The sequence below is a fragment of the Streptomyces sp. NPDC044033 genome (assembly GCF_056434425.1).
Genome location: NZ_JBWKFF010000014.1, coordinates 226,951 through 246,297 on the forward strand (window position 1 = coordinate 226,951; position 19,347 = coordinate 246,297).

General features: G+C 72.5%; 16 protein-coding genes and 1 pseudogene. 6 read left to right on the forward strand and 11 right to left on the reverse strand.

Features of this window, described 5'->3' with window-relative positions; all coding sequences use genetic code 11:
- Nucleotides 1-31 precede the first annotated feature (31 nt).
- Entirely contained in the window at nucleotides 32-397 is a 366-nt protein-coding gene (locus AC07AB_RS24695; RefSeq protein ID WP_478570526.1) for an arsenate reductase family protein, read from the forward strand.
- 18 nt (nucleotides 398-415) lie between these two features.
- Here AC07AB_RS24695 and AC07AB_RS24700 read toward each other — a convergent pair whose 3' ends face one another.
- A complete protein-coding gene (locus AC07AB_RS24700; protein ID WP_030890073.1) occupies nucleotides 416-610 on the reverse strand; it encodes a hypothetical protein in 195 nt (64 codons plus the stop codon).
- Nucleotides 611-1,058: 448 nt separating this feature from the next.
- Between AC07AB_RS24700 and AC07AB_RS24705 the strand changes: the two genes are divergently transcribed.
- A complete protein-coding gene (locus AC07AB_RS24705) occupies nucleotides 1,059-2,186 on the forward strand; it encodes an acyltransferase family protein (RefSeq protein ID WP_478570528.1) in 1,128 nt (375 codons plus the stop codon).
- 21 nt (nucleotides 2,187-2,207) lie between these two features.
- Here the strand turns inward: AC07AB_RS24705 and AC07AB_RS24710 are convergent, their stop codons facing one another.
- Both AC07AB_RS24710 and AC07AB_RS24715 read right to left on the reverse strand, forming a co-directional pair.
- Entirely contained in the window at nucleotides 2,208-4,733 is a 2,526-nt protein-coding gene (locus AC07AB_RS24710) for an ABC transporter permease (RefSeq protein ID WP_478570531.1), read from the reverse strand.
- Between the two features lie 61 nt (nucleotides 4,734-4,794).
- Nucleotides 4,795-5,613: an ABC transporter ATP-binding protein gene (locus tag AC07AB_RS24715; RefSeq protein ID WP_478570533.1), complete on the reverse strand. Its 819-nt coding sequence runs from the start codon at nucleotides 5,611-5,613 to the stop codon at nucleotides 4,795-4,797.
- Nucleotides 5,614-5,869: 256 nt separating this feature from the next.
- Between AC07AB_RS24715 and AC07AB_RS24720 the strand changes: the two genes are divergently transcribed.
- Nucleotides 5,870-7,060, forward strand: a complete 1,191-nt coding sequence (locus tag AC07AB_RS24720; RefSeq protein WP_478570536.1) for a cation:proton antiporter — start codon at nucleotides 5,870-5,872, stop codon at nucleotides 7,058-7,060.
- 55 nt (nucleotides 7,061-7,115) lie between these two features.
- On the opposite strand, the gene AC07AB_RS24725 is transcribed toward AC07AB_RS24720, so the two are convergent.
- Nucleotides 7,116-7,610, reverse strand: a complete 495-nt coding sequence (locus AC07AB_RS24725; RefSeq protein WP_478570539.1) for an FBP domain-containing protein — start codon at nucleotides 7,608-7,610, stop codon at nucleotides 7,116-7,118.
- Nucleotides 7,611-7,764: 154 nt separating this feature from the next.
- Between AC07AB_RS24725 and AC07AB_RS24730 the strand changes: the two genes are divergently transcribed.
- Nucleotides 7,765-8,310 (forward strand): nitroreductase family protein, encoded by a 546-nt coding sequence (locus tag AC07AB_RS24730; RefSeq protein WP_478570543.1) that lies wholly within the window; start codon nucleotides 7,765-7,767, stop codon nucleotides 8,308-8,310.
- 276 nt (nucleotides 8,311-8,586) lie between these two features.
- Here AC07AB_RS24730 and AC07AB_RS24735 read toward each other — a convergent pair whose 3' ends face one another.
- From AC07AB_RS24735 to AC07AB_RS24750, 4 genes are all read right to left on the reverse strand, one after another.
- Entirely contained in the window at nucleotides 8,587-10,077 is a 1,491-nt protein-coding gene (locus AC07AB_RS24735) for a pyridoxal phosphate-dependent aminotransferase (protein ID WP_478570546.1), read from the reverse strand.
- Between the two features lie 201 nt (nucleotides 10,078-10,278).
- Nucleotides 10,279-11,886 carry a MinD/ParA family ATP-binding protein gene (locus tag AC07AB_RS24740; protein ID WP_478570548.1) on the reverse strand — a complete coding sequence of 536 codons (1,608 nt, stop codon included), beginning with the start codon at nucleotides 11,884-11,886 and terminating at the stop codon, nucleotides 10,279-10,281.
- A gap of 45 nt (nucleotides 11,887-11,931) precedes the next feature.
- On the reverse strand, nucleotides 11,932-13,266 hold the full coding sequence (gene eccD, locus AC07AB_RS24745; protein ID WP_478570550.1) for a type VII secretion integral membrane protein EccD: 1,335 nt from the start codon (nucleotides 13,264-13,266) through the stop codon (nucleotides 11,932-11,934).
- 162 nt (nucleotides 13,267-13,428) lie between these two features.
- Nucleotides 13,429-14,565, reverse strand: a complete 1,137-nt coding sequence (locus tag AC07AB_RS24750) for a PP2C family protein-serine/threonine phosphatase (protein ID WP_478570553.1) — start codon at nucleotides 14,563-14,565, stop codon at nucleotides 13,429-13,431.
- Between the two features lie 136 nt (nucleotides 14,566-14,701).
- On the opposite strand from AC07AB_RS24750, the gene AC07AB_RS24755 reads away from it, so the two are divergent.
- Nucleotides 14,702-15,931, forward strand: a complete 1,230-nt coding sequence (locus AC07AB_RS24755) for a GNAT family N-acetyltransferase (protein WP_478570556.1) — start codon at nucleotides 14,702-14,704, stop codon at nucleotides 15,929-15,931.
- 4 nt (nucleotides 15,932-15,935) lie between these two features.
- On the opposite strand, the gene AC07AB_RS24760 is transcribed toward AC07AB_RS24755, so the two are convergent.
- Together AC07AB_RS24760 and AC07AB_RS24765 are read right to left on the reverse strand one after the other, a co-directional pair.
- Nucleotides 15,936-16,745, reverse strand: coding sequence for an Fpg/Nei family DNA glycosylase (locus AC07AB_RS24760; protein WP_478570558.1), 810 nt, complete (start codon nucleotides 16,743-16,745; stop codon nucleotides 15,936-15,938).
- Between the two features lie 91 nt (nucleotides 16,746-16,836).
- Complete coding sequence (locus AC07AB_RS24765; RefSeq protein ID WP_478570561.1) at nucleotides 16,837-17,322, reverse strand: ribose-5-phosphate isomerase; 486 nt, start codon at nucleotides 17,320-17,322, stop codon at nucleotides 16,837-16,839.
- Between the two features lie 192 nt (nucleotides 17,323-17,514).
- Here AC07AB_RS24765 and AC07AB_RS24770 point away from each other — a divergent pair, with 192 nt between their 5' ends.
- Complete coding sequence (locus AC07AB_RS24770) at nucleotides 17,515-18,969, forward strand: amino acid permease (protein WP_478570564.1); 1,455 nt, start codon at nucleotides 17,515-17,517, stop codon at nucleotides 18,967-18,969.
- Here the strand turns inward: AC07AB_RS24770 and AC07AB_RS24775 are convergent.
- Nucleotides 18,933-19,347, reverse strand: a pseudogene (locus AC07AB_RS24775) (hypothetical protein); the annotation flags it as partial. The gene AC07AB_RS24770 and the pseudogene AC07AB_RS24775 overlap by 37 nt on opposite strands.

Below are 19,347 nucleotides of genomic sequence, written 5' to 3' on the forward strand. Positions count from 1 at the left end.
GACCCGCGGCGCGGCTGATTAGGGTGGTCGTATGGAGATCTGGCTCAATCCCGCGTGCTCGAAGTGCCGTTCGGCGGTGCGGCTGCTCGACGAGGAGGGCGCGGATTACACCGTGCGCCGCTACCTGGAGGACCCGCCGAGCGCGGCGGAGCTGCGGGAGGTGCTGGGGCGGCTCGGGCTGGAGCCGTGGGACATCACGCGCACGCAGGAGGCGGCCGCGAAGGAGCTGGGGCTCGCCGACTGGCCGCGTGAGGAGGGTCAGCGCGACCGGTGGGTCGAGGCGCTGGCCGCGCACCCGAAGCTGATCCAGCGGCCGATCATCACCGCGGACGACGGCAGCGCGGCCGTGGCGCGCGACTCGGAGACCGTACGGGACGCGCTCTCCCGGCGGCCGTGAGGGCGGCGGTGCGGCTGGTCAGAACTTGATCCCGTTGACGGTCTCGGCGATGGAGTTGAGGAACCGCTGTATCGACGGCGCCATGCCGGTGGAGGCGAGGAAGAAGCCGAAGAGCATCGCGACGATCGCCGGCCCGGCCTTGAGGGAGCCCCCACGCATGAGCACTACCAGGACAATGGCCAACAGAAGCACCACAGATAGCGAAATGGCCACAACTGATCACACCCTCGGTCGGAATCCGTCACGCCGGCCCGGGAGACATACTGCCCCGCACAGCCCCCGCGGCAACCATGGTGCCACCAACTTGCCCCCCGTTGGAGTCGGGTGACGGAAGGTCGGCCATCCGCGTGTCGCGGTTCCGGATGGCGCGAACCCATGGGCCGTACGGGCACGGGTCCGTGCGACGGGTTTCGGCCGACCTGGCGCATTGACTCAGATCGGCCTGATCATTTCGCTCCACGAACCATGACGTTCTCGAACACAGCGGGATATTCCTGATACCGAACAAGCTGATCTTTTGCCCCTTTTAGGGAGGACGGGCCGGGTCAAAGGGCCCGGACCGGGCGAGATCGAGCCGCCGTGCGGGGAATTGATGAATACCCGGTGAATATCCCTGGACAAAGTTTTACGCATTCGGGGTTTCACCACTAGGGTGCCTCAAATGTTCCACGCGGCCATGCCCCCCGTACGCACAGTGGACTCGACGCCCGAAAGGCAGCACTCCCCCGCACCGCCCGCGGCCCCCAAGCCCGGGCAGCGCGACCCCTTCTTCGACAACGCGAAGTATCTGGCGATAGTCCTCGTCGCCATGGGCCACGCGTGGGAACCCCTCACGCACGGCGGCCGCGCGGCCATGGCGCTCTATATGACCGTCTACGCCTTCCATATGCCGGCCTTCATCCTCATCTCCGGCTATTTCTCCCGGAGTTTCGATCTCAGCCCGGCCAAGCTCAAGCGCCTCATCACCGGCGTGGCCGTGCCGTATGTGATCTTCGAGGTCGCGTACACGCTCTTCCAGCACTGGGCGGACGACTCCCCGCCGGAGGACATCAGCCTCACCAACCCCTGGTATCTGAACTGGTTCCTGGCCGCGCTCTTCATCTGGCGGCTCACCACGCCCATCTGGAAGCTCGTCCGCTGGCCGGTGCCGCTCTCGCTGGTCATCGCGATCCTCGCCGCCATGTCCCCCCACGTCGGCAGCGACTTCGACATGAAGCGCGTGCTCCAGTTCCTGCCGTTCTTCGTCATAGGGCTCCATCTCAAGCCGGAGCACTTCCAGTTGGTCCGGCACCGGGCCGTGCGGATCGCGGCCGTGCCGGTGGCGCTCTGCGCGGTCGCCTTCGCCTACTGGGCCGCGCCCCGGATGAACACCGCGTGGTTCTACCACAATTCGGCCGTACAGAACATGGGCGCGCCCATGTGGACGGCGCCCGTCATGGAGCTCGCCCTCTTCGGCTGCGCCATGGTGCTCACGGCCGCCTTCCTGGCCTTGGTCCCGAGGCGGCGGACGTGGTTCACGGCGCTCGGTGCCGGGACCCTGTACGGGTATCTGCTGCACGGCTTCGTGATCAAGCTTTCGCGGTGGTGGGGCTGGTACGACGAGCACCCGTGGGTGCACTCCCCGCTGGGCGAGCTCGTGGTGACGGCGCTCGCGATCGCGCTGATCACGGTGTTGTGCACGCCGCCGGTGCGGCGGGTGTTCCGCTTCGCGATGGAGCCGAAGATGGCGTGGGCGTTCAGAGCGGACACGGCAGACACGGCGCGGGCCCGGGCCCGCGCCGACTCCTGATCCGGCCGCTCGTACCGCTGCTCAGCGCCTGCGCAGCACCGCGCGGGCGGGCAGCGCCGTCGCCGCGAGGCCCAGCGCCACGGCCGCTCCCGCGAAGCTCCCGTAGAGGGCCGGCGGTATGTACGGGCCCGCTCCGGTGAGGCCGTGCATCATCGGTACGAGCGTCGCGAGCGCGATCGCGGTGCCGAGCACCACCCCCGCGAAGGCCACCAGCAGCGCCTCCCAGCGCACCATGCCGAGCACCTGCCGCCGGGTGGAGCCGATCAGCCGCAGCGTGCCGAGTTCGCGGCGGCGGTCGAAGACGGTCATCACCAGGGTGTTGACGGCGGCGATGGCGGCGAAGCCGCCGAGCACCGCGGCCATCAGGGTGTTGGCCCAGGCGGAGACCTCACGGTCCGCGTTCTGGGCGGCCGCGTACCCCGCGCGGTCGGCGACCGTGCCGAGCGGCGCGAGCCGCTCGGCGACCCGGTGCGCGTCGGCGCCGCGCGCGTCCCGCACCAGGACGTCGCTGTCGAAGCCCGCGGTGACGTGCGGGGCGAGGGCCGTACGGACCATGGTGACCTGGGAGACGCCGAGCCCTCGGCCGTAGGTCGCGACGACCTCGGGCCGGGCCTTGGTGCCGTCCGGGAGGATCAGGGAGATCCGGTCGCCGACCTTCACATCCGCGCTGGAGGCCAGGTTGGCGTCGATCGCGGCCGTGCCCGGGGCCAGCGCGTCGAGGCTGCCGCCGCGGACGTCGAGGTCCTGGACGGCGCGCAGGCCGGCGCCGGTGCCGCTGACGCCCTGCGTGGAGGCGGTCATCGGCCTGCCGGTCGCGGAGGACGTGTAGAGCACGCTCGTACGGAGCAGGCCGACGGCCGCCTCGACGCCGGGGGCCGCCGCCGCCTTCGCCGCCGTGCCGGCCGGCAGGCCGCCGGGCGCGGAGATCACGTGGTCGGCGGTGATGCCGGCGCGCTGCTGCGCCTCGCGGGCGTGGTCCTCGCTGGTGTGCATGAACACCAGCGTCGAGGCGAAGGCCATGGCCAGCACGATCGGGGTGATCGCGGAGGCCAGCCGGCGCGAGTTGGCGCGGGAGTTGGTGGAGGCGAGGTGCGCGGCGGCGTTCCCGGCCCGCATCGGGAGGCCGATGAGGTGGGCGCAGAGGCGGGCCACGAGCGGGCCGAGCAGGCCGACGCCGAGCATGAAGAGCATGACGACGCCGGAGGCGGTGTTGGCCGCGTCGTCGCCGGTCAGGGTGGCCGCGAGGATGGCCAGCACGACGCCGCCGACGAGGGCCGCGACGCCGATGGCCGTACGGACGGCGCCGGGGCGGGAACGCTCCACGGCGGCCTCGCCGAGGGCCTGGCCGGGCTTGATACGGGCCGGGCGGCGAGCGGCGGCGGCCCCTGCGCAGAGCGCGGTGAGCAGGCCCACGCCGACGGCGGCGGCGAGCGGGAGGCCGGAGACGGCGAGGTGCACGGCGTCCGGGACCGCGCCCTTCTCCTTCAACTGGCCGAACCACCAGCGCGCCAGGGCGATGCCGGGCAGGCAGCCGATCGCTCCGGCGAGGGGCGCGACGAGCAGCGCCTCGGCGGCGACGGAGCGGCGTACCTGGCGCGGGGTGGCGCCGATGGCGCGCAGCAGCGCGAACTCGCGGCCGCGCTGGCTCACGGAGAGGGCGACGGTCCCGGCGGCGGTGAAGATCGCCACCATGGCCGCGATGCCGCCGAACGAGCCGCCGAGCCCGATCAGGATCTCCTTGGCCTTGGCGAGCGCGGGCTGTTCGACGGCGCCCCGGTCGTCGCCGGTGTGCACCTGGGCGGCCTTGCCGACGGCCTCCTCGACGGAGTGCGCGAGCCGGTCGGCGGAGGTGCCGGACGTGGGCAGCACCGCGACCGCGTCGATCTTCCCGGGGTGGCCGGAGACCTTGACGGCCTGGGCGTCGGTGAGCCAGACGGTGGGCGTGGCCGTACGGGCCGTACCGGCGACGGTGAAGTCGCGGGCGCCGCTGGGGGTGTTGAGGGCGACGCGGTCGCCGACTCCGGCGTGCGCTGCGCGCGCGGTGGTCTCGTCGAGGACGATCCGGCCGGTGCGCGGGGCGCTGCCCGTGGTGAGCTCGGCGCCGGTGAAGGCGGCCGAGCCCCAGCCGTGCGCGGTGACGGGGGCGGCCGTCTTCGCGGCGGTGAGGTGCGCGGGGTAGGTGACGTCCGGGATCGCGGCCGAGACGCCGGGGGCGTGCGCGATCCGGCCGACGAGGGAGGCGTCGAGGCGGGCCGTTTCCGGGAGCGGTTCGGACTCCTTCTCACGGTCCTCGCCGTGGCCGGTCACGTAGTGCGCCTTCTGGTCGGCGGCGGCCACGACGGGAGCGCCGGCGTACCGCTCGGGCGGCACGGAGGCGCGTAGTCCGGTCTCCAGGAGGATGCCGCAGGCCGAGACGATCATGGCGGCCATCAGGAGGGCGACGAAGGTCCCCACGAAGGACGCGGGTTTGAAGCGGACGGCCGCGCGGGCGAGCCCGTTGGCGGCAGCCTTCCTGGGGTGGGGTTTCTTGGCGTCGGCCGAGTTCATCGGGTTTCTCCCCGCTGGACGGGCGGCTGGTGCGGTCGGGACGCGGCGGCGTACGGGAGGCTCATGCGGCCGCGCCCGCGAAGGAGCCCGGCCGGGCGGTGAGCGAGACCATCCGCGCGGCGATCTGCTCGGCGGAGGCGCGGTGGAAGCTGTCGGCGATGGAGCCGTCGGCGAGGAAGAGGACGCGGTCGGACCAGGCGGCGGCGACCGGGTCGTGGGTGACCATGACGACGGTGGCGCCGAGGCTGTCGACAGCGTGCCGGAGCAGGCCGAGTACCTCGGCCGCGGTGCCCGTGTCGAGCGCGCCGGTGGGCTCGTCCGCGAAGAGGACGTCCGGGCTGGTGATCAGGGCGCGTGCGACGGCGACGCGCTGCTGCTGGCCGCCGGAGAGCTCGCCGGGGCGGCGCCCGCCCTTGTCGGCCAGCCCCACCTGGGAGAGCACCTCCGCGGCGCGCCGTCGGTCGGCTCGCTCCCCCGCGAGGCGCATCGGGAGGACTACGTTCTGCTCGACGGTCAGCGACGGGAGCAGGTTGAACGACTGGAAGACGAAGCCGAGGCGGCTGCGGCGCAGCTCGGTCAGCTTGTTCTCGTTCATGCCGGTGATCTCGGTGCCGCCGAGTCGTACGGACCCCTCGGTCGGGCGGTCGAGCCCGGCCGCGCACTGGAGGAAGGTGGACTTGCCCGACCCGGAGGGCCCCATCACGGCGGTGAAGCTGCCGCGCGGGAGGGCGAGGTCGAGGGAGCGCAGGGCGTGGACGGCGGATGTCCCGCGGCCGTAGCGGCGGGAGACCCCGCGCAGCTCGACGGCCCAGTCACCGGTGCCCGTGGTGACGTCCGCCATCGCACGGTCCTCGATCTGTCGCTTGCCGCGCAGCCCCATGGCCCCGCCTCTCGTCCGGTGCTTCCCGCACTGTGGTCAACATCTAAAACCTAGGGTTCCGGCGCAGGTCGGAGCCATGACGGCGACCGGTGGATCGAGGGTGGGGCCAGCACCACCCCGGGCGCTGGGCGTAACCACCCCAAAATCGTTTGGTAAACTAACTACTCACCATTTCTTGACTCCCCCTTGACCGAATGACCCAACCGTCCGGCCGAACTCTGGAGGAGCCATCGGACACGCAGACACCCTCATCGCCATGGGCGGCGCCTTTCTGGCAGCAGCCGTACTGGCCCGCGTCGGCGGCCGCATCGGCCTGCCGACCATCCCCCTCTTCATCCTGGCCGGGATCCTCCTCGGCCCGCACACGCCCGGCATCGTGCTGGTCGCCGACCCGCACGACCTGGAGATGCTCTCCGCGCTCGGCCTGGTCCTGCTCCTCTTCTACCTCGGCCTCGAATTCCACCTGGACGACCTCAGGACCGGCGGCCGCAAGATGGCCCTGGCGGGCGGCGCGTATCTGGCGCTGAACGTCGGCGCGGGCCTGGCCTTCGGCTTCGCGACCGGCTGGGGCACCTCCGAGGCGCTCGTACTCGCCGGCGTGCTCGGCATCTCCTCGTCCGCGATCGTCACCAAGGTCCTCGTCGACCTCGGCCGGATCGGCAACGGCGAGACCAAGCCGATCCTCGGCATCATCGTGGTCGAGGACATCTTCCTGGCCCTGTACCTCGCCGCCCTCCAGCCCATCCTGTCCGGCGCGGACAGTCTGGCCTCGGCGGCGGCGGACGCGGGCAAGGCGTTCGGCTTCCTGCTGCTGCTCGCGGTCGCGGCCCGCTGGGGCACCCGGCTCATCGGCAAGCTGATCGGCACCAAGGACGACGAGTTGCTCGTCATCTCCTTCCTGGGCGTCGCCGTCTTCGTCGCGGGCGTCTCCGAGTGGTTCGGGGTGGCGGACGCCATCGGCGCGTTCATGGTGGGTCTGATGCTGGGCAGTACGGACTCGGGCGACCGCATCCGGACGCTGGTGCACCCGCTGCGCGACGCGTTCGGGGCGATCTTCTTCTTCGCGTTCGGGCTCTCGATCAACCCGGGCGACCTGCCGGGCGTGCTCGTACCGGTGCTGATCGCGGTCGCGGTGACGCTGGTGATGAACGTGGGCGCGGGGCTCGTGGCCGCCCGGCTCTACGGCTTCGGCCCGCAGCCCGCAGCGAACATCTCCACGACGCTGCTGGCCCGCGGCGAGTTCGCGCTGATCCTCGCCACGATGGCCGCCGGGGCAGGACTCAATCCGCGGCTCTCCCCCTTTATCGCGGGGTACGTGCTCGTCCTGGCCGTACTCGGTCCGCTGGCCGCCGGCCGCTCGCACTGGCTGGCGCGGCTGCTGCCGGGCGACCCCGGGGAGCCGCCCGGCGGTGCGGCGCTCTCGTCACCCGCCTCGGAGCGGGTGTGAGGACCGGTCGGCCGACGAGGCCGCAGGGAAATCGGCCGACGAGGCCGTGCGGGAATCAGCCGACGAGCTTGTCCAGGAAGGCGAACAGGTTGCCCTCCATCCGCGCGACCTGCTCCTCCGCCGTCAGCGACTCCTCGAAGCGCCCGCCCGCCCGCGGCGTCTTCTTACCGCGGATATAGAGGGAGCAGGCGAGGTCGGAGCAGATGTACTCGCCGATCGAGTCGCCCTGCCGCCCGGCCGGACCGACCTTGCGGGCCGCCATCAACGACACGCCGTCGCCGGGGTGCGTGGTCAGGCAGAGCGAGCACATGCCGCGGTGGAGCAGGCCGCGCCGGCCGGCTGAGGCACGGAGGGTCACGCCGATGAGTTCTTCGCCGCGTTCGGCGACGAGGTAGCCGCGGTCCGGCGCTCCGGGATCGCGCCACCCCAGGAAGTCCAGGTCCTCCCAGCGGCGCTCCGCGAGGTCCCGGGGGACCGCCAGCCGTTTGGCTTCTCCCTTGGAGCAATTGACGAACGACTCGCGGATGTCCTGCTCACTCACTGCCCTCATGGCTCGGACGCTAACAGCGCCTATTTCTTTTAGGCAAACACTTAAAATGCTTAGGTTGAATGGAGGCCGGGCAGGGCGTGAGCACGCTCCGCCCGGAGAGCCGACAGGGCGCGAGAGACCCTCCCCCGCCCTTCCCCCGCACTGAGGACTCGTGATGCACGTACCGCCCGACCCCCTCACGCCGGCGCTGACCTCGATGAGAGCGACCCGGTGGTTCACCGCCGAACCGGTCCGTGCGGAGCAACTGCGTCCGGTGCTGGAGGCCGGGCGCTGGACCGGCTCGGCCCGCAACCGGCAGCCGTGGCGGTTCGTGGTGGTGCGCGACGGTGAGATCCGCCGGCAGCTCGCGCGGCTGGGTTCGTACGCCGGGCACCTCGCCGTGGCGCCCGTGGTGATCGCGCTCGGGGTGGAGGAGGACGCGGGAGGCGAGGACGCCCAGTTCGACGCCGGGCGCGCGGCGCAGAACATGATGCTCGCCGCCCACCTCCAGGGGCTGGGCAGCTGCCCCGCGTCCTTCTTCCCCGCCGCGCACGCCGACCGGGCCGGGCCGCTGTGCGGTGTGGAGCCCCCGTGGCGGGTACGCACCGCCATCTCCTTCGGTCATCCGGCTCCGGCGCCCGCCGGTAAATCGGCGATTCCCACCGGCCGCCTGTCCCTGGCCGACCTGGTCACCGAGATCCCCGAGGAGCCCGCCGGCTGACACCTGTGCGGGGCGGCGCTCCGGGACGGCTGCCCGCGCGCCGGATGTCGAGGCCGAGCCCGTCCACCGCGCGCACGTTCCCGTACTTCTTCGTGACGTTCGTGAAGCACACCGCGGTGTCCGCGGCGCCTTTCGGGGGTGGTGATCCGAGTCGATCCGCTGTCTGTCGCATGCCGACGACGCTATGGAACCGCGGGCGCCGGCCGACAGGAACATAGATAGCCGACTCGGCAGGACGTTTGTCCTGCCGTCCGCCGCCCCGCGCCGGGGAACGCGTCAGCGGTCGCCGTTCGACCACGGAGCCAGGAGGTCGGCGACCCGCCGTACGGACGCGACGACGTCCGCGGTGTCGACGGCCGTATAGCACAGCCGGAAGTAGCCCGGTTCGGCGCAGGACAGCAACTGGCCCGGAAGCAGCTGCACTTGGGCGTAGGTGGCGATGTACCAGCGCAGCCACTCCTCCTCGCTGGAGATGTTCGGGAAGAGGATCGGCAGGGCGGCCGTCCCCTGCTTCCCGGCGTCCGCGGCGAACGGCTCCGGCACGCGTTCGAGCTGCGGGAAGTGCGGCCCGATCTCCGGCGGGATCACGGCGGTGCCCGCCGGGGGCAGATAGCCGCGCAGGTCGAGCCAGAAGAACTGCGCCGCGTTCTGCCCCTCGCGGAAGCGGTACGGGAGACGGCCGCTGTCGAGGGCGCCGCGGGTTTCCCGGAACGCGGTCGTCAGCCAGCCCCGATACTCCTCCATCAATTCGAGCGGGTAGCTCTTGCCGCCGATCGTGGTCTTCAGCATCTTCCCGATGACGAAGTGCTTGAGCGAGTCGAACGGGCTGAACCAGGAATAGCTGTTCTGCTTGTCCTTGATTCCCTGCATGGCCACATGGACCACCGGGGACTTGGAAATCACGATTCCGGCCTTGAGGCCCGACATCCCGAAGTCCTTGGCGAATCCCCATACGACGTGGACCCGGTCCCGTGCCTCCGGATCGTGCTTGTACGCGTCCAGCTCAAGGGCGCTGACGAACTCCGGCCCCGCCCCGGTGAGCTGGGAATGGGCGTACATCTCGTCGGAGATGATGTGCATCCCCGTCTCGTTGAGCACCCACCGGTAGACCTTCTCCAGCAGTTCCTTTCCGTAGTTGTCGCCCAGCGGGTTGTTGGGGTTGGTGAGGACGAGCAGCTTCGGCGGTTCGGGCTGGGTGCGGTAGGCGTGCTGAATGTCCTCCAGCGTGAGGTCGAAGTTCTCCGCGCCCTTCTCCCGCAGGTGGACGGGGACGCAGCGCAGCTCGGGCCGCTGCTCGAAACACCAGTTGAAGCCCTGCCAGTAGGGAGCGGGCAGCAGCACCTGGTCGCCGCTGCTGAGGACCCCGCCCTCCCTGAGCGCGAACGCCAGGCATTCCAGGGCGGCCGACACCCCCGAGGTGCCGAAGATGTCCTCGGCGCTCAGATCCGGAGAGAGCGCCGGGCGCAGCATCGCCGCGATATCGCCGCGGATCTCCGCACTCCCGTACGAGGATGCGTACTTGACGTCCCGCTGTTCGAGGACGCCGAGCTCTTTGAACACGTTGTCCCGCAGCGAGGGGTAGACCAGGACGTTCTCCGCCGTGGCGAGGTTGGTCACCTCCGGGTACAGCTCCTGGTGAACGGCCAGCCGGTGCTCCGGGTCGGCGGCGCCGGCGAGCAGTGCCGTGATCTCCTCGGGGGTGCGGCCCCCCGGACCCGGCTGCGACGCAGCGGTGTCCTTCGGATTCGCGTTCGCGTTCGCGGTCATCGCGGATTCCTCCCTGGACAGGTGCGACTTTCCCGGAAAGCCCCTACCTTTCCCCCATCTTTCGGGAAATCACGGAGGATGAACAGGACGCGAATCGGCCGCATGGCGGGGCGGTCGGGGGCACGGTGCGGGACGACGGCGCGCGCCCCGGGCGCGATCAGTGCGCGGGGCGTACGGCCGGGCGGCGCGCCGAGCGGCCGGTCACCGCCGTCCGCTCACCGCCCGGTTGAGCACCTCGGCGGCCAGCTGGGTGGCGGCCTCGCGGGTGGCCTCCCCCAGCAGGTCCGTACGGATCGGGCCGCCCGCCGCGAGGTGGCGGTCGTACGGAAGCATCAGCACGCGCACGCCTTCCAACCGGAGGTGCGCGCTCGCGGCCGCCACGTCGAGCGCCATGTGAGGCGACGACGCGGCGAGCACCACCACCGTCCCCGGCAGCATCAGCGGGCGCGGCAGCGACGCCATCCAGTCCAGTACGGCGCGGGTGCTGGTGACGCCCTCGACGGTGGCGGGCGCGACCAGCACCCGCGCCTGGGCGGCGGCGAGCGCGGTGCGGGACAGCTCGCTGGGCAGCGTCTCGCAGTCCACGACCGTGATGCCGAAGTAGCGGCGCAGCGCCACCATCACCGAGCGGTACTCGGCCGGTTCAAGCCGGGTGCCGACCCGGCCCTGGCTGCCGGGCAGCAGCCAGCCGCGGTCGGGCAGTTGGACCAGGTACCCCGTGATGTCGGTGAGCTGCATCGTCGGCTCGATGATCTCCGCGAGGTCCCCGCACGTCCACCGCACGGCGGGCGCCGCGAGCCGTACCGGCAGCGTGCCGAGCGCCGGGTCGGCCTCCAGCATCAGCACCGGGTCCTGCCGGTAGTGCGCGTACGTACGCCCGAGCAGGGCCGCGACGGTGGTCTTGCCCGCACCGCCGCGGATGCTGGTGACGACCACTTGGCGGCCGGTGGCGACCGGCTGCTGCAACGCCTGGGCGACGCGCGTCGCCTCGGCCACTTCCCGCGCGGCCGACGCCCCGACCATCCGCCGGACGGCCCGCCCGGTCCGCTTGGCGGCGGAATCACCGCTGCGCGGCCTGCCTTTGACCAGGTCGTCGACGCCGATGGCCGCCCCGCCACGCCCCCCGGCCGCCCGCGCGGGCCCGTCGTACGGACCACCGCCGGACGGCTGCGGCCCGCCGCTCGTGCCCGGCCGGGGGTACCGCGCCGGCTCCGGGGCGACACGGGGCCGGGGCGGAACAGCGGGGGCGGCGGGGGCGGCGTACGGGGGCGGTTGGGCGGTGTGCGGGAGCGGGCCGGCGGCGTGGGAGGCGACGGGGGCGTGCGGGGGCAGATGGGCGGCGCTCGACGTGACGGGAGCGTGCGGGGGCAGTAGCACGGCGTGCGGGACGGTGGGCGCCTCCGCCCCCGGGGCGGCGACCGGCGACGGCGGTACGGACAGCTCGACAGTCGGCGACGGCGGCACGGACAGCCCGGCGATCGGCGACGGCGGTACATGCAGCCCCGCGACCGGCTCTCCGCCGCCCGGTACAGGCGGTTCCGGAACGGGCCCCAGGGCCGGCCGGCCCGACGGCTCCCCATCCGCGGCCGACCGCTGGGCAGGCAGGCATTCGCGGGCGGCAGCGGCCCCCGACACGGGCGTCGGGCTCGCGGCAGACGGCTCCCCGACCGCCGCCGAGCCCGGCCGCGCGGCTTCGGGAGCCTCGGCCCCGGATGCGGCCGGTGGCCCCGCCGGGGCGTCAGCGGCCCCCGCCACGGCGCGGCTCCGCAGGTCGCCGAGGGCGTCCCCCTGCCTGTCGTCCTCAGCCATATCGTTTCTCCTCCGCCGCGGCCTCCGCCTCGGCCCTCGCCTCTATCAGAGCGCGTCCAGCAGGAGCGCGTACCCGCCGAACGCCCCGACCGCGAGCGGGAACAGGGCGATCACCCCGGCCGCCTCGGCCAGGTCGACCATCCGGCGGAGCCGGGCCCGTAGCCGCTCCGGCGGTCGTACCGTCAGCGCGCCCAGTGGCAGGACGGCGGCCACGCACAGGGCGGCCAGCGGTGCGTACGGCGGGCCGTCCGTGTGGTCGATCCACAGCACGGCGAGGCGCACCAGCAGTACGCCGGCCGCCGCCAGCAGCGCCACGACCTCGGCGACCAGCGGGAAGGCCCGCGCACGGGAGAGCAGGACGACCACGAGAACGGACGCCAGCGACACCGTCCACCAGGACGCCGCCGTGACGGCCAGGAACCCGGCCGCCGTGGCCGAGGCCGCGGTGACGACGGTCGCGGGCGCCAGCCGCCGGTGGGTCGCGGCCAGCGCGGTGGCGACCGCGTGGCGGCTCACGGACGTGCCGCCCGAGCGGTGGTCGTCCAGGGCGGTCAGCCCGGCCGCCGTCAGCGCCAGCCGCGGCAGCGCTCCGAGCACCACGGCGGAGACGACGGTAAGCACCGCCCCGAGCCGCGCCAGGTCGCCCTCGACGGCGGCGACGGCCTCCCAGACGGCGGCCGTGGCCACGACCGCCCCGGCGCCGGTCAACCCGCCCCGGCCGACGGGCGAGCAGACCCCCAGCAGCGACAGCGTCACCGCCGCCGCCCCCGCCACCGCGGCCAGCCGCCCCGGCCCCGACCAGGCGTACGCGTCCGCCGCGGTCCAGGCGGCGACGAGGCCGAGGGCGCCGCCGGAGAGTACGAGCGTGGCGCCGGGTTCGTGATCCCGGGCGCGCCCGGCGACCGCTCCGAGCACGGCGGCCACGAGCCCCGCACCGGCGAGCAGCGCCGCCGCGGTGGCGTGGTCCAGGCTCGTACGCGTCAGCACGCCGACGGTGGCGGCGAGCGCGAGAGTGGCCAGGCTCGCGGTCCGGCGCCGCGCGGCGGGCCGCCAGCGCCAGGCCCGTACGTCCAGGTCCTGGACTCCCCTGCCGGCGGGCGCGGGCGACGCGTCGTCGGCCCGTACGAGCCGCAGTACGGAGCCGTCCGGCAGGGCCGCTTCGCCGAGCGTGGTGTCCGGGGCGAGCACGGCGCCGTCGGCGGTCGCCAGGTGCCGCGCCGCGGGGCGGCCGGAGTTCTGGTCGTCGAGGAACCGGAGGATGTCCGGCAGGAGCAGGCCGATGGGATCGGTCGAGGGAAGCAGCAGGTCCACCCGTCGGCGGTCGCCGACCAGAGTGACCCGGCTCAGTCCTGTCCGCTGCCCCGCCCCCACGCTCGCCACCCGGCAGAACCTATCATCGCGTCTCCGCCGCGCCCGGGCCCGGCGGTAGGCCGGTCCGGCCGCCCGCCGGCTCGTCGTACCAGGCCGGCAGCGCGGCGAGGCCCGCCCCCAGCACCCCGCTCTCGGCCTCGGAACCGCGGCCCGCCCCCGCCCGCCCCGCCGTCAGTCGCGGCAGATGAGCAGCAGCGCCCGGTCGTCGTTGACGTCCTTGGCCACGGCCTCGATCAGATGCCAGGCCGCGCCGTGGAAGCCGGAGGCGACATAGCGGTCGGCCTCCCCCGTCAGCCGGTCCATCCCCTCGGTGAGGTCCCGCTCCGCCGTCTCGACGAGTCCGTCGGTGAAGAGCATCAGCACGTCGCCGGGGCGCAGCGTGCCCTTGACCGGGTCGAACTGCGCCCCGTCGTAGACCCCGAGCAGCGGGCCCTCGGCGGCCATCTCCTCCCAGCGGCCGGTGCCCGCGGAGAGCTGGAGGGCGGGCAGGTGGCCCGCGGAGAGCAGTTCGTAGTCGCCGCTGTCGAGGTCGAGTACGAGATGGATGGAGGTGGCGAAGCCCTCGTCCCAGTCCTGGCGCAGCAGATAGCCGTTGGCGGCGGGCAGGAAGGCGTGCGGCGGCAGCGAGCCGAGCAGGCCGCCGAAGGCGCCGGAGAGCAGCAGGGCGCGGGAGGCCGCGTCCATGCCCTTGCCGGAGACGTCGGTGAGGACGACTTCGAGGGTGCGGCCGCCGTTCGTACGGGCCGCGACGACGAAGTCGCCGGAGAAGGACTGCCCGCCGGCCGGGCGCAGCGCCATCTCGCGGTGCCAGCCGCGCGGCAGTTGGGGCAGTTTGCTCTGCACCCGGATGCGTTCCCGGAGGTCGAAGAGCATGGTGCCGCCGCGTCTCCAGGGGACGCCGACGCGGCTGCGGAACTGGGCGATGAGCAGCCCGAAGAAGCCCACGGCCGCCACCACCAGGATGGTGCCGGGGGTGACCCGGTCCGCGCCGTCGGTGTACGGGCCGAGGATCGCGGACTCCACGATGAGGGCGGTGGCCGCGGCGGCGTACAGCGCGAGCAGGCTGGCGGGGCGCAGCAGCAGCCCGCCGGCGACGATCGGGAGCACCAGGGCCGAGGGCGCGCACCAGGCGGGCTCGGCGACGGTGGCGGCGGCGATGGCGGGGACGGCGAGCAGCAGGGCGACCAGCGCGATCCAGTCGGAGCCGTCGCCGCGGAAGTAGTCGACCCCTGCCTTGCGCACGCCGACGCGGGCCCGGTGCAGTGCTTTGCGCATCCGGGCCGTCGGGGTGTCGGCAGCGCCAGTCATTGCATCGGGACCCTATCCACCCCTTCGGCGGTGCGTCGATTCACGGAACGAGCGGAACCGGTGCCGCGTCCGCCGGGAGGGCAATCGTATGCGAAATGCGCTCGCCCAGGTGGGGAAGCGCTGCTAGGCATGGGGAATGACGACAGGTATACGGGTCCTCGCGCCCGCCGACTGGGACCAGTGGTTCGGGACGTTGGAGCTGGCCTTCGGGGGTGTTCCCGAGCCGGTGGAGAAGCGTGAGCTGTGGCGGGAGCTGTTCGGGACGGAGCGGTGCATCGGGGCGTGGGATGAGGGCGAGGTCGTCGGGACGGCCGGGGCCATCCCGTTCCGGTTGACGGTGCCGGGCGGCGCGTCGGTGGACGCCGCGGGTGTGACGACGGTGAGCGTACGGCCAACGCACCGCCGCCGGGGGATATTGCGGTCGATGATGCGGCGGCAGCTCACGGACATCCGGTCCTGGGGCGAGCACCTCGCCATTCTGGGGGCCTCGGAGCCGGCCATCTACGGCCGGTTCGGGTACGGGGGCGCGACCCGGTCGCTCAGCGCCGAGATCGACACCACCCGGGTGCGACTGGCGGTTCCGGAGGGCGCTGACGGCGTGCGGCTGCGGCTGCGCGCGCCGGACGAGGCGCGCGCGGAGTGCGAGTCGGTGTACGCGCGCCGGGTCGCGGCGCGGCCCGGGATGCTGGCGCGGCAGCCGGGCTGGGAGCGGGTGCTGACGGTCGACCCGGTGTCCGAGCGGGACGGCGCGTCGCCCCTCCAGTGCGTGCTGGCGGAGGCGGACGGCGAGACCGTCGGGTACGCGCGCTACGCGGTCCGCCCGGAGTGGTCGCCGGCCGGGGCGGAGGGGACGGTGGTGCTGCGCGACATCGAGGCGCTGGCCCCGGCCGCGTACGCCGCGCTGTGGCGCTATCTGTTCGGTATCGACCTGACGACGAAGATTTCCGTCCGGAGCCGCCCGGTCGATGACGCGCTGCTGCATCTCGTGAGCGATGACCGGCAGTGCCGGCTCGGGGTGCGGGAGTCGCTGTTCGTGCGGCTGGTGGACGTCGGGGAGGCGCTCGCCGCGCGTACGTACCAGACGCCGGTGGATGTGGTGCTCGATGTCGCGGACCCCTTCTGCCCCTGGAACGAGGGGCGTTGGCGGCTGGCCGGCGACGCCAAGGGGGCGTCCTGCGAGCGGACCGGGGACCCGGCGGATCTGGAGCTGTCCGTACGGGAGTTGGGCGCGGCCTATCTGGGCGGTGTGTCGCTGACGGCACTGGCCGCCGGGGGACGGGTGCGGGAGGTCCGCCAGGGCGCGGTGGCGGAGGCGGCGGTGGCGTTCGGGAGCGCGGTGGCCCCCTGGCTGCCGCACGGTTTCTGAGCGTCTACCGCGCTTGGCAGACCGGGCACCAGAAGAGGTTGCGGGCGGCGAGGTCGGCGGTGCGGATCTCGGCGCCGCAGATGTGGCAGGGCCGCGCGGCGCGGCGGTAGACGTAGACCTCGCCGCCGTGGTCGTCGACGCGCGGCGCGCGGCCCATGGCCTCGGGCTCGTGTTCCGGACGCACTGTGTCGATGCGGTTGTTGCGGACGCCCTCCCGCATCAGGACGACCAGGTCCGCCCAGATGGCGTCCCATTCGGAGCGAGTGAGATCACGGCCTGTCCGGTATGGGTCGATGCCGTGCCGGAAGAGGACTTCGGCGCGGTAGACGTTGCCGACGCCCGCGATCACCTTCTGGTCCATGAGCAGGGCGGCGACGCTCGTACGGCTGCGGGAGATCCGGGCCCAGGCGCGCTCGCCGTCGTCGGCGGCCCGCAGCGGGTCGGGCCCGAGCCGCTCGTGTATGGCCGCCTTCTCGCCGTCGGTGATCAGCGCGCAGGTGGTGGGCCCGCGCAGGTCCGCGTACGCGCCGGGGTTGGCGAGCCGCAGCCGTACGGTCGCGGTCGGCGGCGGCGCGGGCGCGCCGCCGAAGCCCAGCTTGCCGAAGAGCCCGAGGTGGATGTGGACCCAGCCGGTCGCGCCGAAGCCCAGGAAGAGGTGTTTGCCGTGCGCCTCGGCCTCGGTCAGCTCCCGGCCGTCGATCAGCGCGGCGCTGTCGGAGAACTTGCCCTGCGGGCTGCTCGCCCGCAGCGGCCGGCCCGCGAAGAGCTCGCGGTGGTCCGCGGCGAGGCGGTGGATGGTGTGGCCCTCGGGCACGGTCCGTCCTTCGGGGACTGGGGAGACGGCGCGCCGGACGGCCGGACCGTAGCCGCAGCAGCGGCGATGGTCCGGCCGTCCGGGGCGGGGGTTACGGCTGGGGGTGGTGGGCCGGGATGGGCGGCAGCTCGCCGGTGGCCTCGTACGCGGTCAGCATCTCGATGCGGCGGCTGTGCCGCTCCTCGCCGGAGTACGGGGTGTCGAGGAAGATCTCGACGAACCGGGTCGCCTCTTCCTCGGTGTGCATCCGGCCGCCGACGGACAGGACGTTGGCGTCGTTGTGCTCGCGCCCGAGCTGGGCGGTCTGCTCGCTCCAGGCCAGCGCGGCCCGTACGCCCTTGACCTTGTTGGCGGCGATCTGCTCGCCGTTGCCGGAGCCGCCGATCACGATGCCCAGGCTCGCCGGGTCCGCGGCGGTCCGCTCGGCGGCACGCAGGCAGAACGGCGGATAGTCGTCCTGGGCGTCGTAGATGTGCGGACCGACGTCGACGGGGTCGTGGCCGTGGGCCTTGAGCCACTCGACGAGGTGGTTCTTGAGTTCGTAACCGGCATGGTCGGAGCCGAGGTACACGCGCATGGCGTCGAGTGTGGCACGACGGGGGCCGGGTAAGAGCCGCAGGGTCTTGCTACCGAGGGTGAATACAACAATACGGATCAGGGGCTTCCGAAAGTCGCCTTCGAAAAGTTGTAATGCGTGGACCCGTAACCGCCTGCATGCGGGCTACGGCGCCGTCCTGCCAGAGACTGCAGCTAAGGAACGTGCACATACATGAGCGCGACACCACCGATCACGACAAAGACGTCGGCAACCGGTGATCCGAGCAGCACCCCAGATTCTCATGAACCTCAAGAGGGCCTCAAGGCCGGATTGAAAAATCGTCACCTCTCGATGATCGCCATCGGCGGCGTCATCGGCGCGGGCCTGTTCGTCGGGTCCGGCGCGGGCATCGCCAAGGCGGGTCCGGGCATCCTCATCTCGTACGCGCTCGCCGGCCTGCTGGTCGTCCTCGTGATGCGGATGCTCGGCGAGATGGCCGCGGCCGACCCGGCCTCCGGGTCCTTCTCCGCCTACGCCGACCGCGCGCTCGGCCGCTGGGCCGGGTTCACGATCGGCTGGCTGTACTGGTTCTTCTGGGCCGTCGTGCTCGCCGTCGAGGCGACCGCGGGGGCGACCATCCTCAACGGGTGGATACCGGCCGTGCCGCAGTGGGGCTGGTCGTTGATCGTGATGATCGCCCTGACCGCGACCAACCTCGTCTCGGTCGGCTCGTACGGCGAGTTCGAGTTCTGGTTCGCCGGCATCAAGGTGGTGGCGATCGCCGCGTTCATCATCATCGCGGGCCTCGCCATCTTCGGCGTGCTGCCGGACACCCACGCGGTGGGCCTGGACAACCTGACCGGGCAAGGGGGCTTCCTGCCGCACGGCCCGGGCACCATCCTCTCCGGCATGCTGCTGGTCGTCTTCTCCTTCATGGGCAGCGAGATCGTCACGCTGGCGGCGGGCGAGTCCGAGAACCCCGAGAAGATGGTCGCCAAGGCCACCAACAGCGTGATCTGGCGCATCGGCATCTTCTACCTGGGCTCGATCCTCTTCGTCGTCACGCTGCTGCCGTGGAACGACCCGGAGATCCTCAAGGTCGGCCCGTACGTCGCCGTGCTCAACCAGATCGGCATCCCGCACGCCGGCACCGTCATGGACGTCATCGTGCTGACCGCCGTGCTCTCCTGTCTCAACTCCGGCCTCTACACCGCCTCCCGCATGGCCTTCTCCCTCGGCCAGCGCGGCGACGCGCCCAAGTCCTTCGGCCAGGTCGACAAGCGCGGCGTGCCCGCCGTCGCGATCTGGTCCTCGGTGGCCTTCGGCTTCGTCGCGGTCATCTTCAACTACACCTCGCCCGACACCGTCTTCAACTTCCTGCTCAACTCGTCCGGCGCGGTCGCCCTCTTCGTCTGGCTCGTCATCTGCTTCTCGCAGCTGCGGATGCGCCCGATCATCGAGCGCGAGATGCCCGAGCGGCACACCGTCAAGATGTGGCTCTTCCCGTATCTGACCTACGCGACCATCGCGCTGATCATCTTCGTGGTGGGCTACATGTTCTACGACGACGCGGGCCGCAAGCAGATGATCATGTCCGTGGTCGTGGGCGTGCTGGTGCTCGCCGTCGGCCTGATCCTGGACCGCCGCCGTCAGCGGGTGCGGAACGAGTCCTTGACCCGCGAGTAGGCATCGGGGGCGGTGGACCGCACGGGATCGAGGTACCGGACGCCGAGCTGGCACGTACGGCCGCCGTGCGTGAAGCCGAGCCGCTGACCGTGGCCCGGCCGACCGCCCTGGAGGGAGGCGTACTCCCAGATCACGGCCGGGTTGCCGGAGAACGTGGTGCGTTCCAGCCGCGTCTTCCGGTAGCCCGGCCGGCCCTGGTGGTCCCGCTCGAAGCGCTGACGGTGCGTCAGCGGGTCCTCCGTCGTACGACCCTGCGAGGCCGGCCCGCGGCGGGCCCGGAACCGGCGCCGGGGGGGGGGGGGGGGGGAGTCGGCGACGCGGACGATCACCCCTAAGGACACCAAACCAAAGTGCCACCAGTGAATATGAAAACTCCTC

What these genes read in the sequence shown, in the direction of transcription:
- AC07AB_RS24725 (WP_478570539.1), bottom strand. Translation starts at nt 7,610, where the DNA reads ATGAGGGCAGTGAGTGAGCAGGACATCCGCGAGTCGTTCGTCAATTGC.
- AC07AB_RS24720 (WP_478570536.1), top strand. Translation starts at nt 5,870, where the DNA reads ATGGGCGGCGCCTTTCTGGCAGCAGCCGTACTGGCCCGCGTCGGCGGC.
- AC07AB_RS24705 (WP_478570528.1), top strand. Translation starts at nt 1,059, where the DNA reads ATGTTCCACGCGGCCATGCCCCCCGTACGCACAGTGGACTCGACGCCC.
- AC07AB_RS24750 (WP_478570553.1), bottom strand. Translation starts at nt 14,565, where the DNA reads ATGACTGGCGCTGCCGACACCCCGACGGCCCGGATGCGCAAAGCACTG.
- AC07AB_RS24740 (WP_478570548.1), bottom strand. Translation starts at nt 11,886, where the DNA reads ATGGCTGAGGACGACAGGCAGGGGGACGCCCTCGGCGACCTGCGGAGC.
- AC07AB_RS24765 (WP_478570561.1), bottom strand. Translation starts at nt 17,322, where the DNA reads ATGCGCGTGTACCTCGGCTCCGACCATGCCGGTTACGAACTCAAGAAC.
- AC07AB_RS24770 (WP_478570564.1), top strand. Translation starts at nt 17,515, where the DNA reads ATGAGCGCGACACCACCGATCACGACAAAGACGTCGGCAACCGGTGAT.
- AC07AB_RS24730 (WP_478570543.1), top strand. Translation starts at nt 7,765, where the DNA reads ATGCACGTACCGCCCGACCCCCTCACGCCGGCGCTGACCTCGATGAGA.
- AC07AB_RS24710 (WP_478570531.1), bottom strand. Translation starts at nt 4,733, where the DNA reads ATGAACTCGGCCGACGCCAAGAAACCCCACCCCAGGAAGGCTGCCGCC.
- AC07AB_RS24715 (WP_478570533.1), bottom strand. Translation starts at nt 5,613, where the DNA reads ATGGGGCTGCGCGGCAAGCGACAGATCGAGGACCGTGCGATGGCGGAC.
- AC07AB_RS24755 (WP_478570556.1), top strand. Translation starts at nt 14,702, where the DNA reads ATGACGACAGGTATACGGGTCCTCGCGCCCGCCGACTGGGACCAGTGG.
- AC07AB_RS24695 (WP_478570526.1), top strand. Translation starts at nt 32, where the DNA reads ATGGAGATCTGGCTCAATCCCGCGTGCTCGAAGTGCCGTTCGGCGGTG.
- AC07AB_RS24735 (WP_478570546.1), bottom strand. Translation starts at nt 10,077, where the DNA reads ATGACCGCGAACGCGAACGCGAATCCGAAGGACACCGCTGCGTCGCAG.